This is a genomic window from uncultured Ellagibacter sp., from assembly GCF_934636505.1.
Lineage (GTDB): Bacteria > Actinomycetota > Coriobacteriia > Coriobacteriales > Eggerthellaceae > Ellagibacter.
Genome location: NZ_CAKUAL010000052.1, coordinates 1 through 15,051, shown reverse-complemented (window position 1 = coordinate 15,051; position 15,051 = coordinate 1). Strand labels below are relative to the sequence as shown.

At 59.1% G+C, this 15,051-nt stretch carries 12 protein-coding genes and 1 other RNA gene; 2 read left to right on the top strand and 11 right to left on the bottom strand.

Translation table 11 applies throughout. From position 1 onward, the window contains the following. The 3 genes from Q0G18_RS06905 to Q0G18_RS06895 form a co-directional block, all read right to left on the bottom strand. Positions 1-1,139: ABC transporter ATP-binding protein (locus Q0G18_RS06905; protein ID WP_297151193.1), on the bottom strand; the 1,139-nt coding region annotated here is incomplete at its 3' end. Beyond that, positions 1,136-3,301 carry an ABC transporter ATP-binding protein gene (locus Q0G18_RS06900; RefSeq protein ID WP_297151190.1) on the bottom strand — a complete coding sequence of 722 codons (2,166 nt, stop codon included), beginning with the start codon at positions 3,299-3,301 and terminating at the stop codon, positions 1,136-1,138. The genes Q0G18_RS06900 and Q0G18_RS06905, both read right to left, overlap by 4 nt. Continuing rightward, positions 3,292-3,849 carry a MarR family transcriptional regulator gene (locus tag Q0G18_RS06895; protein WP_297151187.1) on the bottom strand — a complete coding sequence of 186 codons (558 nt, stop codon included), beginning with the start codon at positions 3,847-3,849 and terminating at the stop codon, positions 3,292-3,294. The genes Q0G18_RS06900 and Q0G18_RS06895 overlap by 10 nt, the downstream gene beginning before the upstream one ends. Before the next feature lie 155 nt (positions 3,850-4,004). On the opposite strand from Q0G18_RS06895, the gene ybaK reads away from it, so the two are divergent. Beyond that, positions 4,005-4,490, top strand: a complete 486-nt coding sequence (gene ybaK / locus Q0G18_RS06890; RefSeq protein ID WP_296061038.1) for a Cys-tRNA(Pro) deacylase — start codon at positions 4,005-4,007, stop codon at positions 4,488-4,490. A gap of 85 nt (positions 4,491-4,575) precedes the next feature. On the opposite strand, the gene Q0G18_RS06885 is transcribed toward ybaK, so the two are convergent. From Q0G18_RS06885 to Q0G18_RS06865, 5 genes are all read right to left on the bottom strand, one after another. Beyond that, complete coding sequence (locus Q0G18_RS06885) at positions 4,576-6,213, bottom strand: L,D-transpeptidase family protein (protein WP_297151184.1); 1,638 nt, start codon at positions 6,211-6,213, stop codon at positions 4,576-4,578. A gap of 201 nt (positions 6,214-6,414) precedes the next feature. Continuing rightward, positions 6,415-6,784: a transfer-messenger RNA gene (ssrA, locus tag Q0G18_RS06880) on the bottom strand. Between the two features lie 130 nt (positions 6,785-6,914). Continuing rightward, positions 6,915-7,436, bottom strand: coding sequence for a hypothetical protein (locus Q0G18_RS06875; protein WP_297151182.1), 522 nt, complete (start codon positions 7,434-7,436; stop codon positions 6,915-6,917). 14 nt (positions 7,437-7,450) lie between these two features. Further along, a complete protein-coding gene (gene smpB, locus Q0G18_RS06870; RefSeq protein WP_158048406.1) occupies positions 7,451-7,915 on the bottom strand; it encodes an SsrA-binding protein SmpB in 465 nt (154 codons plus the stop codon). Positions 7,916-8,077: 162 nt separating this feature from the next. Then, positions 8,078-8,554 carry a YhcH/YjgK/YiaL family protein gene (locus Q0G18_RS06865; RefSeq protein WP_297151179.1) on the bottom strand — a complete coding sequence of 159 codons (477 nt, stop codon included), beginning with the start codon at positions 8,552-8,554 and terminating at the stop codon, positions 8,078-8,080. A 148-nt stretch (positions 8,555-8,702) separates the two neighbouring features. Here Q0G18_RS06865 and Q0G18_RS06860 point away from each other — a divergent pair, with 148 nt between their 5' ends. Beyond that, positions 8,703-9,545 carry a DUF364 domain-containing protein gene (locus tag Q0G18_RS06860; RefSeq protein ID WP_297151176.1) on the top strand — a complete coding sequence of 281 codons (843 nt, stop codon included), beginning with the start codon at positions 8,703-8,705 and terminating at the stop codon, positions 9,543-9,545. 224 nt (positions 9,546-9,769) lie between these two features. Here the strand turns inward: Q0G18_RS06860 and Q0G18_RS06855 are convergent, their stop codons facing one another. The 3 genes from Q0G18_RS06855 to argF form a co-directional block, all read right to left on the bottom strand. Next, on the bottom strand, positions 9,770-11,833 hold the full coding sequence (locus tag Q0G18_RS06855) for a Na+/H+ antiporter (RefSeq protein ID WP_366769185.1): 2,064 nt from the start codon (positions 11,831-11,833) through the stop codon (positions 9,770-9,772). A 36-nt stretch (positions 11,834-11,869) separates the two neighbouring features. Then, positions 11,870-13,597 carry an arginine--tRNA ligase gene (gene argS, locus Q0G18_RS06850; RefSeq protein ID WP_297151173.1) on the bottom strand — a complete coding sequence of 576 codons (1,728 nt, stop codon included), beginning with the start codon at positions 13,595-13,597 and terminating at the stop codon, positions 11,870-11,872. Positions 13,598-13,696: 99 nt separating this feature from the next. Further along, positions 13,697-14,692: an ornithine carbamoyltransferase gene (gene argF, locus Q0G18_RS06845; protein ID WP_297151170.1), complete on the bottom strand. Its 996-nt coding sequence runs from the start codon at positions 14,690-14,692 to the stop codon at positions 13,697-13,699. Between the last annotated feature and the right edge of the window lie 359 nt (positions 14,693-15,051).

Here is a 15,051-nt window from a genome sequence, read left to right as displayed (position 1 = left end):
AACTCCACGTTGCACGGAACCTGCGAGGTTTGTGCCTTTGGCTCCTCGGGTGCGACCTCCTCTTCTTCCAAGAAGGCGAAGATGCGCTCGGCCGCGGCTGCAATCTGCTGGAGCACGTTGCTCACCTGGGTCAACTGAGTGATCGGCTGCGTGAAGTTCTTCACGTACTGGATGAACGCCTGGATATCGCCCACCGTGATGGCGCCCTGCACCGCGAACACGCTGCCCGCGAGCGCCACCGCGACGTAGCCGAGGTTGCCGACGAAGTTCATGACCGGCTGCATGAGGCCCGAGAGGAACTGCGATTTCCACGCGCTCTCGTAGAGCTTGTCGTTCGTCTCCCCGAAGCGCTCCTCGCACGCCTGTTCCTGATTGAACGCGCGCACGATCGCATGGCCGGAGAACGTCTCCTCGACCTGCCCGTTGATTTCCCCGAGCTTCTCCTGCTGAGCGCGGAAGTGCTTCTGCGAGAGCTTCACCACGACCATGATGAGCACGAGTGAGACCGGGAGCATGACAAGCGTGATCCCCGTCATCGCCAGGTTGATCGAGAGCATCATCGCGACGACGCCGATGAGCGTGGTGATCGACGTGATCATCTGCGTGACGCCCTGGTTCAGGCTCTGCCCTAAGGTGTCGACGTCGTTAGTGATGCGCGAGAGCGTGTCGCCGATCGAGTTGCGCTCGAAGTAACCGACAGGAACGCGGTCGATCTTCTCGGCAATGGCGCGGCGAAGCCCATAGCAGGTGCGCTGCGAAACGTTCGACATCATCCATCCCTGCAGGAAGCTGCAAGCCGCGCTGACAAGGTAGAGCGCAAGCGTCGCGCCGATGATGCCTGCGATGGCGTCGAAGTTGATGCCGCCCGTGCCGCCGATCTTCGCGACGATGCCGTTGAACAGCTCGGTCGTCGCCTGCGAGAGCACCTTCGGGCCCACGATGCTGAAGGCCGCCGAGCAGATGGCGAACACGATGGCGACGGCGAGCGAAACCTTGAACTGGCCCATGAAACGAACGAGCTTCGCGATAGTCCCCTTGAAGTCCTTCGCCTTCTCGCCGGGCATCATCCGCGCGCCCGGTCCGTGCGGAGGACGACGGCGCTGCGTCACCTTCTTCAAATCCTGAGTGTTCTCGCTCATCGCGCACCACCTCCCGCAAGCTCCTCTTCCGATAACTGGGACATGGCGATCTCGCGATACTCCTCGCAGCTCTCCATCAACTCCGCGTGCGTGCCCTTGCCGACGACGCGGCCCTCGTCGAGCACGACGATCTGGTCGGCGGAAAGGACGGTCGAGATGCGCTGGGCGACGATAATCACGGTCTTGCCGCCCAAACGAGCGCCGAGCTCATGGCGAAGCGCGGCGTCGGTCTTGTAGTCGAGCGCGCTGAAACTGTCATCGAAAAGGAAGACGCGCGCATCGGTCGCAAGTGCACGTGCGATAGCGAGGCGCTGCCGCTGGCCGCCGGAGACGTTCGTGCCTCCCTGGGCGATGGGGCTTTCGAGCCCTTCAGGCTTCTCACCGATGAACTCGCTCGCCTGGGCGATGTCGGCCGCGCGGAGAATCCGCTCGTCGCTGGCGCCTTCCGCCCCATAGGCGATGTTGCTCGAAATCGTGCCGCTGAACAAAAACGCCTTCTGGGGAACGTAGCCGAGCTGCCCGCGCAGCGCGTGCTGGCTCACATCGCGCACGTCGACGCCGTCGATGGTGATGCTTCCCTGGCTGACGTCGTAGAACCGAAGCGCCAGCTTCACGATGGTCGATTTCCCGCTGCCCGTGCTGCCGATGATAGCCGTGGTCTTTCCGGGCTTGCACGTGAAATCGACGTGGTCGAGGACGTTCTCGGCGGAATCGGAGTAGCGGAAGCACACGTCGTGGAACGCGACCTCGGCACCAGGATTGCAAGAGGCCGAAAGTTCAGCATCCTTGGAGACTGTGGGGTCAGGATCGCAGATCGAGGGCTCGCATTCGAGCACTTCCTCGATGCGCTGGGCTGCGACATCGGCGCGCGGAAGCATGATCGAGAGCATGCCGATCATGAGGAAGCCCATGATGATAACCATCGAGTAGGTGATGAACGCGATGAGGTCACCTGTCTGGAGCGTGCCCGCGTCGATGGCATGGCCGCCGAACCACACGATGCCGACCGACACGAGGTTCATGATGAGCATCATGAGCGGCATCATGAACGTCATGACGCGATTCGTGAACAGCTGCGTTTTCATCAGGCGCGTGCTCGCCTCATCGAAGCGCTCCTCCTCATGCTGCTCGCGGTTGAACGCCCTCACGACCGAAAGGCCCATGAGCATCTCGCGCGACACAAGGTTCACGCGATCGATGAGCTTCTGCATGATCTTGAACTTCGGCATGGCGACCTTGATGAGCACCACGAGGATGAGCGCGATCGCGAGCACGGCGACGATGACGATCCAACCCATCGAGAGGTTGGTGCGCGCGATCATGATGACGCCGCCGATTGCGAGGATGGGCGCGTAGAGAACCATGCGCAGCAGCATCACGGTGACCATTTGCACCTGCTGGACATCGTTGGTCCCGCGCGTGATCAGCGACGCCGCGCTAAACGATTGAATTTCAGCATCAGAGAAGGTGACGACCTTGTCGAAAAGCCGCCCGCGCAGGGATCGTCCCACCTTCGCCGCAGTTCGCGACGCGAGGAAACCGATTGCGATTGCCACGACCATGCCGAGCGCGGAGAGCATGAGCATCTTGGCGCCCGTAGAGAAGAGATAGTCCATCTGCATGGCATCCATGTCGACGCCGAGCTGCTCGTATTCTGCCCGCGCCGCGGCGATGCCCTGCTGCGCGATGAGCGTGTCCGCCATGTCGCCCATCGACTCGCGCGACTCATCGAGCATGGACATCACATCGTCTTTGCTCACGAGCCCGGCATCGAACGCTGCTTTCACCTGGTCGAGGTCGAGATCGGGAATCTGGTCGGCATAGTGGACGACGGAGAGCGGAAGCGCCATCGCCTCGTCGAGGTCCTCTCGCTGCTCATAGCCCGCCTCGGTGAGGGTATAATCCCCGCTTGCAGCCTTATCGTACGCCTCGGCGAAGAGCTGCTCGTCGGATTCGGGCAGCATCATCTCCACGAGGTCGTGGGTGCGCTCGGAAAGCTGCGTTGCGGACGCGTGCTCCACGCCCGATTGCTGGATTCCCACGTCGACAATGTCGGAGGTGTATCTCGGAAGCGACAGGTCGCAGAATGCCTGCACAGCTAGAAGCGCAACGATGAGTAGCACCGCGATTTTATGGTGAGCAAGGTTTTTGGCTATTCGCATTGCTCGCCGCCTTCCCCTGAATCGATGCCTGCGAAAGACTCTCTCGAGGACGCCTTCCGCGCAGAATCACCCACGGACTCGCAAAGTCTCTCAACATATGCGGTCCAAGGATGGGTACTCTCGAAATCGGAGACACGCTCGGTGATGCGGGCGAACTCGCGCGCATCGTCTTCCCCGAGATACTCGAGGAGCTCCTCGAGGCGACAATCGTGCATGCGCCGGTTCATCTGCTCGTATTTCCAACCGAGCTCCGTCAACTGCACCGTGACGCCACGGCTGTCCCCCTCGTCGCGATGTCTCGTGATAAAGCCCTTCTCCTCGAGCGACTTCAACGCCTGCGACGTCGCACTTGGAGTGCTGTGTCCGCGCTTGGCGATATCGCCCGATCGGACGCGCTTACCGTCGGACATAAGTTGGGAAATAGACATCAAAACGAAGCCCTCGGTCGGCGTGATGCCCTCAGGCAAAGGCGGGTGCGACCGGCTTTTGTGCATGCGCCTCGTGGCCGCAAAGAGCCGCTGCTTCAATTCCTCGATGGATTGGTCCACGCAGCAAACCTCCTTCTCATTTATCTTTTTCACTCTAAATATTTTAGTTCCGGAAATATATCACAGCTAAAACACTCTGCAAGGAATACGTGGTTCGCTGCATCTTTTCATCAAACATGTGCTACCCTTCCGAAGCGACCACCAAGGAGAGAGCCATGTCGAAGCAAAAGGAAACAAAAACAAACGCCATGAGGGAAATCGAGGCCGCAGGCGTGCCCTTCGAAAGCCATCTTTTCCCATGCGAGAAGGCGCTTTCAGGCGTAGAGGTGGCGAATCTCCTCGGCCAGGATCCAGACCAAACCTTCAAGACGCTTGTCACCGTCGCGAAATCGGGCGAGCATTACGTGTTCATGGTGCCCGTCGCCGAAGAGCTCGACCTGAAGAAGGCGGCAACGGCTGTCGGCGAGAAGGCAGTGAGCATGTTGAAATCGAAGGAGCTCTTGCCGCTGACCGGCTACGTGCACGGAGGATGCTCCCCCGTCGGGATGAAGAAGCTGTTCACGACCACCATCGACGAAACGGCACAGCTCTTCGACACGATCATGTTCTCGGGCGGGCGCATTGGATGCCAGGTCGAGCTTGCCCCGAGCGACCTCGAGAAGGTCATCCCACTTCGTTACGCCGACATCACGGTAAGCTAGCCGCATCGCGCTGGCAAAACCCACAGCAAGCGAAAAGAGCCTACCCGCGCATCGACCGAACTGCGCAGGCAGGCTCTCTTTTTTCTTACCAGTGCGACACCACGACATCGCCCACTGAGCAAAGCCCGTGCAACTCGGCAGCTTTGCTCGTCGGAAGGTTCACGCACCCATGCGACCCCGCGCCATCCCGATACCGTGTGCCACCGAACGCGTATTGCCAGCTGGCATCATGCAAGCCGATCAAGTTCCCGACGAACGGCATCCAGTAGGTGACGGGCGTCTTGTACTTCGATCCGTCATCGTTGGTGCCCTCGAGCGTCGATCCGCCCGAATTCGAGTTGATGACGTACACGCCCGTGGGAGTAAGACTTCCCGAACCGCCGCGCGGCTTGCCGCTCACGATGTCGGATTCCCAGATGACCTCGCCGTTCTCATCGAAGAGGCGCGCATGTTGCGCCGACAGGTCGATATCGATGTAGCGAGCGCCCCAATCGCGACCGCCGACCCCATTCCATGCGTTCGCGGTCTGGCTGCACGGCAAGTCAGCCTCGCCCGTCTGGTCGGCCTCAATCGCCGCCTTCGCCCAATCGAAGAGCGCGTCGCGGTCGACCTTCCAGCCATACGAACCGCCCGATACGCTGAACTGCGCGCCGTCCGCGCGCGTGTAGGAGCGTGTGGAACCGACCGTCGTGTAAGACGAGGCGACCTCGTCGGCCCAGGCACCGAGCGCATCCTCGTTCAGCGAGACCGAGCAATCCTCCCCAATCGAGATGCAGGGACCGATAACTGACGCATCGAACACGAGAGCGCTTTTCCCCGCCATCGTAAGCTGCACGTTCGCAAGAATCATACTATTCGCCTGCGACGCCGCGTCGATCACGCGCTGGTCGTCCGAGAAGATCGTCGGCTGCGAGAGCGCGCGCTCGTCGAGTTCGACCTCGCTCTCGAGCGTGGCGACGGCCCGCTCCACGTCCTGCATCACCACGTCGGTGTTGATCTGCGTGCCGTACTTCTCCTTCACGATCTTGAACATCTTCGCGTCCTCGTCGAACGCCACCGTGGCGTTCACGGGAGCTTCCGTGTTCTCATTCACCGCATCGATCGCCTGATGGAGCTTATCGGCAACGCCGGACTTGTCGAGGGTAGCGACAAGGCTTCCCGTCTCATCGTGCTCACGGAACACCTCGACAGGCCAGGCCCATTCATTCGCCTGAGCGAACATGTCGCTCACGATCTGCTCCGCATTGAACCGCACACCCGCTTCGTCTGCGGAAAGCGTCACATCCAAGCCGTCGCCATGGACGCGCAGCGAATAGTCGTCGATTCCCTGCTCGAGGACCGAAGCGACCTCGTCGGGCGTCTGGAAGGAAATGTCGGAAGAGCCGATCGTCGCCTTCGGCCAGAAATGACCCGAAAAGACGGCAACGCCCACGAGGTAGACGACGAGCAAGATTCCGAAGATGACACCAAGAACGATTCCCGCAATGCGGGCAGCGCGATGCTTGCTGCCGAGAGTCGGCGGGTCGGAGATTTCGGGGGCAAACCCGTTGCCGTTATGCGGCGCTGGGACGCCAGATGCCTTCACGCCCGCAGGAACCACAGGGGGGATCGCCTGAGTCTTCCCGTGCGAAGGCGCGACGCGAGGCGGCTCATTGGGAGCCTTTTTGGCGTGTGCTGCATGTTTTCCGTGGGAAGGAGCGGGTTGCTCGTTACGTTTGGTCATTCCTGATTCATCCGGTTCAGCTTGCTTCTTATATCCGGCTCATTGTAGCAAGAGAACCCGCCTTGGCAGGACACGTTCTGGCACGTTGCACGAATACTTGACGCACGGCTCAAAAGTGAGCGGAAAGCCAGGCTTGTCGTCCTAATCAAAGTCGCGGAAACAAAACAGGCAGACCCGTTTTCGGGCCTGCCTGGCATGTTGTGGTGGAGGCGCGGAGAATCGAACTCCGGTCCATACTATATTCTCGCTGAGGCTCTACAAGCTTATTTCGCGTTCGGATTCAAGGCCGTCTCGGTCCGCGAACTAACGTTGCCGACCCGGATCGGTTCAATCTTTACCAAAGCCATACCGATTACGTGCTTTGATGCAGTCCCCTAAAATGACGTCGCGCCCGAGTCGGGGACAACCCGGGGTTGACGTGCCAGGTGCTGATTAAGCAGCCATGGCGAGCGCAGGAGCGCTCTGATAGTTCTTCTTGCCAATTAACTTGACGTTACCCCTGTTTTACGTGGCGAGGAGACCACGACCTGCTCCTCAGTTCAAACATACCATGTCGAAACCAGTCGCCCCCGAATTCGTCGGCGTCAATCGCCGGTAGACGGGAACTCATGCGTTCCACCTTGTCAAAGTGCGCAAGACGTGCTCTTGCAGAAAAATTATTGTAGCCGAGCGGCCCGCCCTGTCAAGGCGGCGCGGAGAGGTTATTTCTTCTTCGTCGGAAGGATGTCCGAGAAATCGAGCGCCTCCTTGATTTCGGAGAGCGCGTCTTTCAGATCGACCGCGATCGCGACGCCATCGCGATAGATGTCGTTCATGTCGCTTGTCGCTTCGGCGACGCCTTCCCGAGTAATGCCTAAATCATAGGGATTGTCCTCGCCAGGCTCGCCCGCATCGGCTTCCTCATCGTCATCGTAGTAGTACTCGACCTCGTTGCCATCCTCGTCAAGCAGGATAAAGCCGATCTCGTTGTCGTCCTCGTCGACGATATAGGCCTCGATGTCGTCTTCGGAGTACTCAATCTCGACGGTTTCGTACTCTTCGGTCTCTTCTTCTACCACGTTTTCCGAATCAGCAAGCTCTTCTTCACCCGCAGCTTCCTCGGCGTGCTCGGAATCGGCAGGGTCCTCCGCCTCCGAGGCCGGTACCTCACAAGCTTCTTCCTGCGTCTCCTCCGCTGGCGAATCAACCTCGTCAGTGGCAGTTGCGATCTGATCCTCGCTCATGGCAGTGACCCTTTCTAACGAGAGCGCGCCTTCAGCGCTCGATCGATTTCCCGTTTGGTGTCGCGCTCTTTCATGCTCGCGCGCTTGTCGTAGAGCTTCTTGCCGCGGCAAATCGCAAGCTCGACTTTGACCAGCCCATTTTCCTTGAAATACATCTTCAAGGGAACGAGCGCCATGCCCTTTTCGCGCGTCGCCTCCGCAAGGTAGCGGATCTGCTTTTTGTGGAGCAGGAGCTTTCGCTTGCGATCAGGGTCGGGATTGTTGATGTTGCCGTGGGAAAACGGCGTGATGTGCACATTGTGCATCCATACTTCCCCGTTGCGCACAAGTGCGAAACAGTCGGTCAACTGGCAGTTGTTCTCGCGCAGCGACCGCACTTCCGTTCCCGAAAGCTCGACTCCCGCCTCAAACGTCTCCACAACCTCGTAATCATGGAACGCACGGCGATTCTTCGCGATTGTCTTCTCTTCACGTTTCATGGGGCGATGTTACCTCACGTTCAAGCGCCTCGACGCTTTATGTTCAATCGCCGAGGCGCTTCATTCATTCCTTCACAGCCTGCGCGGCCGTGGCCAAAACTTCCATATCATCAGCGCATATGCACCTTGCTTCATGCGTCCATGATACACCATGCCCGCAGGTTATGCGCGAACCTTCACGACGACCTTCTTCACGTGGACAGGTGCGTCCTCCGCGATGCAGCCCGGCTTGTGCGCGTCCTCAGGAGGAAGCACCGCAATCTCGCCCGCATGAAGCACAACCGATGTTGCCGGCACCGGGGACTCGAACAACGCATAGTCGTCGGCTTCATCGTATTCCTTCGCGCAGGCAAGCCCTTCGACGGGAGCCACTTCGACGCGTTCGATTCCGCTGGCCACGCACTGCACATCGTAGTAGAGCTTGTGGGCCTCGAGCTTCTTCGCCTCCGCGGGGACGGTGTCGTACTCCATGACGTTCGCGAACACGTCTTCCCCGTCGATTTCATGGCGTCCGCAGGAAAGTGCGCCAAGGTCGTTTTCGCGCAGGAAGGCATATGCCTTCTTCAGGCGTTCGGACAGGTAATCGCGCGCTTCGGCGTTTTCAATAGAAGCTACGAGCATGGTATCAAGTCCCTTCAATGCGATTCGTTTGAACGTCACGAAATTGTAGCAGAGCGGCACACAGCAACAGGGCGCGTATTCGCATCGACCCATCTTGTCCATTGCAGTAACTGGTTTATACTGAATTCAGGTGAAAATATCAGCATGCAATCAAAGGAGTTCTGCTATGGAGCACACGCCGGAACCTTCGACCATCGCCTTCCCCGGCACCGACGACCCAGCCTCACCTTGGCGGCTCTACAACCACCTCATCGCGGGCGTCCCCGAGGACATCTTCGTGCGCGATTACTGTCTCGGGCTCAACTGGTCCTACGTTGAGGCAGATTGCGGATGTGGCGTCGCCTTTACCGCACGCAACGGCGGTAAGCGTACGTACAAGGGCGATCTGCGCGGGAAGTCACTGCGCGAGGTGGCCGAGCTGTCGAAATCATGGTGCTTCGAGGAGGCTACGCTCGGCATCGCGGCCCTGAACGCCTGGTATGCTCGTAGCGAGCTGCTCGATCCTCTGGGCGCAACCTACGACGCCGAGGAGGAGAACGACAAGGGAAAGCGCGGCGGCACGTCGTCGAAAGACGCCTTCGAGACATATCGCCCGCGCATCGAGCAAGCAGACGGCAACGCCCACGTCGTCGTTGTCGGTCACTTCCCCCACGTCGAGAACATTGCGGAGTATGCCAAGCTCACCGTGCTCGAGCGCTCCTGCCGCGATGAGTGGGATACCCCCGATCCGGCCTGCGAGTACGTTATGCCGACCGCGGATTACGCATTCATCACCGGCGTCACCCTCATCAATAAGACCGCGCCGCGCCTTCTGACCCTCGCCAAGGACGCCACCGTCTGCATGGTGGGTCCCAGCGTGATCATGACGCCGTATCTATTCGAGTGGGGCGTCGAATCGCTTTCGGGCAGCGTCGTGGCCGATCCGGAAGCCGTGAAGTTCGCCTGCAAGAACGCTGCGGGCAAGCTGTTCGGCAAAGCGCTTCAGATGACCACCATCAACGCGCAGTAGAGGCGAGCAGAACTGGTCGTGTACGAAATCGACGATTTGTTGTGAAGGCTTTGCGAAGACTACCGAATTCAGTGTTGAATAATCCCCAATCGGTTTAGGTTTGGGGATTATTTTTTGGCGGAATGCCTGATAATCCGCTCATTTGACGAGTTCTTCACAACTTATCGTCATTCTTGTACAGTTTGGGTCCTAACCAGTAATCGCCCTGCCCGCGAAAGCGAGACCTACACGCTATCCTCCACGTCCATCAGCATAAGGTTCGTGTTGTCGCGCATCCGTTTCGCCTCGGCGCGAGTCAGCTCGCCTTCTTCGTAACGCGACTGGATCTGTTCAAGCTCGAGCAAGTAGCCAAGTCGCTTCACGTCCTCCGCCTTGTCGGACGCACGCATGATGACCGTCGCCGAAGGGGCCGCAAGCTCGGCGGCAAGCATGGCAACCGTGCGCTGATATTCGATGAGGAGCTCGCTCACATACTCGCTCGGGACGTTGCAGTCGGAATCGGCGAGCATGTCGTTCAGACGCCCAATCACGCACTCGCCTGCCTTCTGTTGAATCTTGCGCATCTCCGCCGCCTGGTCGGCAGCCGTTATCGGGGAAGATGCCATATGCGCGACGTAGCGCAGGACGACGCCCTTCGCGCGCCTTAAGAACGTGCGCAGCACCAGGTAGATGTTCTGGATGGACCAACGCCCCGAACTGTGCTTCCTCAACTCCTCGATATGCTTCAAACGCTTGAGGTACTTGAGCGCGATCTCGCTGTCGATGTCGTCTCGTTCGGCGAGCTTCTTGACGCATTCCCGCTCCCACCCAATAGCGCGAATGCGCAGGTCGGAGCAGGCCTCGTCTTCATCCTCGTCGAAACCATGCTGCTCTTTGATGCGCTCGATGCGATCGTTATAGGAGCTGACCACGCTCCTCGTCGCGCGACGGGTGTCTGGCGTCTGCCTTGCGGTGAGCTCCTCGACGACGCTCCTGAGGATGTCGATCTTCAGCTCCGCCTCGCGCTCGCGTGCCACCTCCTCGCTTTCGCTCACCTTCTTCGGCGAAACAAGCGGAACGATAAACGTCGCCACGAGCAGGGTACACACGATTACGCCGCATCCGAGGAAGATGATAAGGTCGCGTTGCGGGAATCGGGCACCGTCCATGAAATACGGGATGGTGAACAAGATCGAAAGCGTGATGGTGCCCTTCGCACCCGCTAGCGTCGTGATGAGGCTCTTGCGAAGGTCGAGCCTGAACTTCTCACTGTGCTTCTTGCTACGTCGGCGCGTGTAGAGCCAGTCGCTCGCGCAGACCCACGCGAAACGAACCACGTACAAAAGCAACGTGAGCGCGACAACATAGCCGATAAGCGCGAAGTTGCTGAAGGTGACATCGTCCCACGTATGAACCATCGCCTGCGGCAACTGCGTGCCCAAAAGCACGAACACGAAGCCGTTCAGGGCAAACGTGAGCACGCGCCATACGCTCGAGGACACGATGTTCATGCGCGAGATGGAAGGGCCGATTGCATGCGGGGAGATAACGTTGATAAGGCCCGCAACGACCACGGCGATAATGCCACTCACGTGAACGGCATCGGCGATCGAGTACACTAGAAGCGGGATGAGGATTTCGAAGAGCACATGGAACGTCGTGTTCTCAACGCCAAGCGAGCGCGCCTTGTTGACAAGGAACTTGCCTATGTAGGCAAGAAGCGCACCGACCGCGATTCCTCCGAGAAACTCGACGAAAAAATTTGCCGTCGCATTGAGAAGGGAGAACGACCCCGTCACCGCGGCTGCGATGGCGAACTGGAACGACACGATGCCGCTCGCGTCGTTTAAGAGCAGCTCGCCTTTGAGGATGCTCCCCTGCCTCTCGGGGATGTTGACCTGCTTCGAAAGCGAGGTGACGGCAACTGCGTCGGTCGGGCCGAGCGCGGCGCCAAGAGCGAACGCCGCCGCAAGCCCGATTGACGGGATGACGGCATGTACGGCAAACCCAATTGCAAGCGTCGTCGCGACAACCAAGCCGATCGCAAGGGAAAGCACAGGGCGCTTATGGTGCCAAAGCGCCGCCTTGTCGGCGGATTTCGCCTCTTCGTAGAGCAGCGGCGCAATGAACAGCACAAGGAAGAGTTCAGGGTCGAGTGTAACTCGAATTTGAGAGGAGGCGAACAATGCGATGAGAAGGCCCAGGCCAATCTGTATAAGCGGCGATGACACCCTCGGAACGACCTGATCGATGATCGAGGATGCGAGAATCGCCGCAAAAATCAGCATGACGAGCGTAAGGGTCTCCACCTAGCAATGACCTCCTCTAATAAAAAACTTGCATGTCTACATCTTTTCTGGTGCGCTAACCCCCAGAAGACTCAGCGTCAGGGCGAGCACGATGCGCGAGGCGTCGCAGAGCGCCAAGCGGGCACGGCGGGTCGCCTCGTCGTCGGCAAGCACGTGGCAGTTCGTATAGAACTGGTGGAACAGCGCTGCAAGATCCTGTGCGTAATGCGTCAGGCGGAACGGCGCACGATCAGCTGCCGCCTGGGCAACCATGTCAGCGAAATCCCCCATCTTGCGCATGAGGGCAAGCTCCGATTCCTCGCCCAAAGGCGAAAGGTCCACGTCGGCGCCGACCGTGCGCTCGGCAAGCTCGCCAAACGTGATATCGCCCGCTTCCGCTGCTGTAAGATCGCCTTCGCAGGCAGCCTTGCGCAAAATCGAGCAGATGCGCGCATGGGCATACTGCACGTAATACACCGGGTTAGTGGCGTCTTTCTTCTTAGCAACCTCGATATCGAAGTCGATCGGCTGGTCGGAGGAGCGCGAAAGCATAAGGTAGCGCGTCGCGTCGACGCCCACTTCCTCGATAAGCTCCTCGAACGTGACCATCTCGCCCGTGCGCTTCGACATGCGAACCGCGCTACCGTCACGGAAGAGATTCACGAGCTGGCCGAGAACCACTTCAAGCGCGCCCTCGTGACCCCACGCGGCAAGCATTGCCTGGCAACGCTTCACGTACCCGTGGTGATCGGCTCCCCAAATGTCGATCAGGTGGGTGAAGCCCCTCTGGATCTTGTTGTAGTGGTACGCCACGTCGGAGAGGAAGTACGTGAACTCGCCGTTCTCCTTGATAAGGACGCGATCTTTCTCGTCACCGAAAGCGGTCGACTTGAACCAGGTCGCGCCATCTTTCTGGAAGACATAGCCCTTCGCGTCCATCGCCTCGAGGGCGCGGTCGACAGCGGACTTCCCATCCTCATCGGGAACGTAAAGAGTGCGCTCGGAGAACCAGGTGTCAAACGTGGTGCCGAAACTCGAAAGCACGGCCTTGTTGTGCTCGAGCATCTCGACATACGAGCGCTCGCGGAACGCAACGACGCGCTCTTCCTCGGGAACATCGAGCCACTTCTCGCCATCGGCGTCGAGAATCTCGCGCGCGATATCAATCACATAGGCGCCACCGTAGCAGTTCTCGGGCATCGGGACATCGCGGCCACAAAGCTGCTCGTAGCGCGCCGACACCGAGCGACCGAAGTTATCCATCTGAGTGCCGTGATCGTTGATGTAGAACTCCTCGGACACGTCGAAGCCCGCATGGCGCAACACGCGCGCCATCGAGTCGCCGAGCGCCGCCCAACGCCCATGGCCGACATGCATGGGGCCCGTCGGGTTCGCAGAGACATACTCAAGATTGATGCGCCCCGCATTCGCAGGAGCCTCACCACGCCCGAAATCCATGCCCTCGCGACGCACCTCAGCGATAACGCTCGCCAGCGCAGCGTTCGTGAGGCGAATGTTAACGAACCCAGGGCCCGCAATCTCAGTCGAGGCGATAAGGTCGTTCTCCGGCAGATGCGCCACAACCGCGTCCGCGACATCCCGAGGTTTCATATGCGCAGCCTTGGCAGCACGCAGGGCGACCGTCGACGCCCAATCGCCGTTAGCCGCATCGCGCGGACGCTCGAGCGCTGCAGCGGGGACCTCCTCCAGGGGGAGCGATCCGTCTGCAACGGCGGCGCTCAGTGCCGCATCGACAACTTCTTCAACTTGCTCACGTAAAGTCATTGCACTATCTTTCAATCAGTCTGTATGCCGCTCGAAAAAAACGAGGGGCTGCGAATTTCACAGTCCCTCATGATAACATCACCCGTCGAGAAAACGGAGCTACTTCAAGGTTGCATAGATAATCGCCTTGATAGAATGCATCCGGTTCTCAGCTTCGTCGAACACTCGGGAGCGCGAGCCGCGGAAGACCTCATCGGTCACTTCCATCTCGGTGATGCCGAACCGCTCAGCGATCTCGGCCCCGATGGTCGTCTCGGTATCATGGAACGCAGGCAGACAGTGCATGAAAATGCCCGTCGGAGCCATGAGGTCGATCACGCGACTGTTCACCTGGTAAGGGGAAAGCAACTTGATGCGCTCTTCCCACAACTCCGCAGGCTCGCCCATGGAAACCCAAATATCGGTGTAAACGACGTCGGCGCCCGTGCAGGCTTCCTCAACGCTCGAGGTCAGCGTCACTGAACCTCCAGACTCGCGTGCCAAATCCCTGCAGGTTGAGACGAGCTCTGCATTCGGCATGCGCTCCTCAGGGCCGCAGGCAACGAAATGCAAGCCAAGCTTCGCGCAAACAACCATGAGTGAGTTCGCAACATTGTTCTCAGCATCGCCCATGAACACCAGCTTCTTGCCCTTAATACCCTCGGGGAAGTTCTCCTCGAGCGTGAGCATATCGGCAATCATCTGCGTCGGATGGAACTCGTTGGTCAAACCGTTCCAAACCGGGACGCCTGCATGCGCGGCGAGGTTCTCGACGATTTCCTGGCCATAGCCGCGATACTCGATGCCGTCAAACATGCGGCCAAGCACGCGTGCGGTGTCCTCAATCGACTCCTTCTTGCCCATCTGAGAGCTACCAGGGTCGAGATAAGTAACACCAAGCCCCAAATCATGGCCAGCAACTTCGAAAGAGCAACGGGTGCGCGTCGAAGTCTTCTCGAACAGAAGGACGATGTTCTTACCCTCAAGATACCTGTGAGGCGTTCCTGCCAGCTTCAAAGCCTTGAACTGTTTTGCAAGAGAGATGAGGTAGCGAATTTCTTCGGGAGTGAAATCGAGAAGCTTCAGATAGTTACGACCGCTCAAACTAATCGGCATGAGAATTCCTTTCGCTGGAAATAGGTCTCAAGAATACCCTTCTTCGAATTCATTTAACAGAAGAAGAGCGGGTAAATCCGCAAAAGGAAATTAAAAGCAGAAGGCAACAGAGAATAAGAAAGCGAATGGCTGGCGATAAGAACTAGCCAGCATCAAGAAAGAGCCGACGGCAAGGAACCGCCGCCCTCCTGAACACGGGGAAGGGACCCCGAGCGCAAATAAAGAAGGGGCCGCAGGCCCCGGGCAGCTCACAGCCCCGGGCCTGCGGCCCCCCGCGCATACAGAAAAAGCGCCGCCCATGAGCGGAACGCCCTATCCTCCCACGGACTTGCTCCGCAGTACTTTCGGCGAGGAGGGGC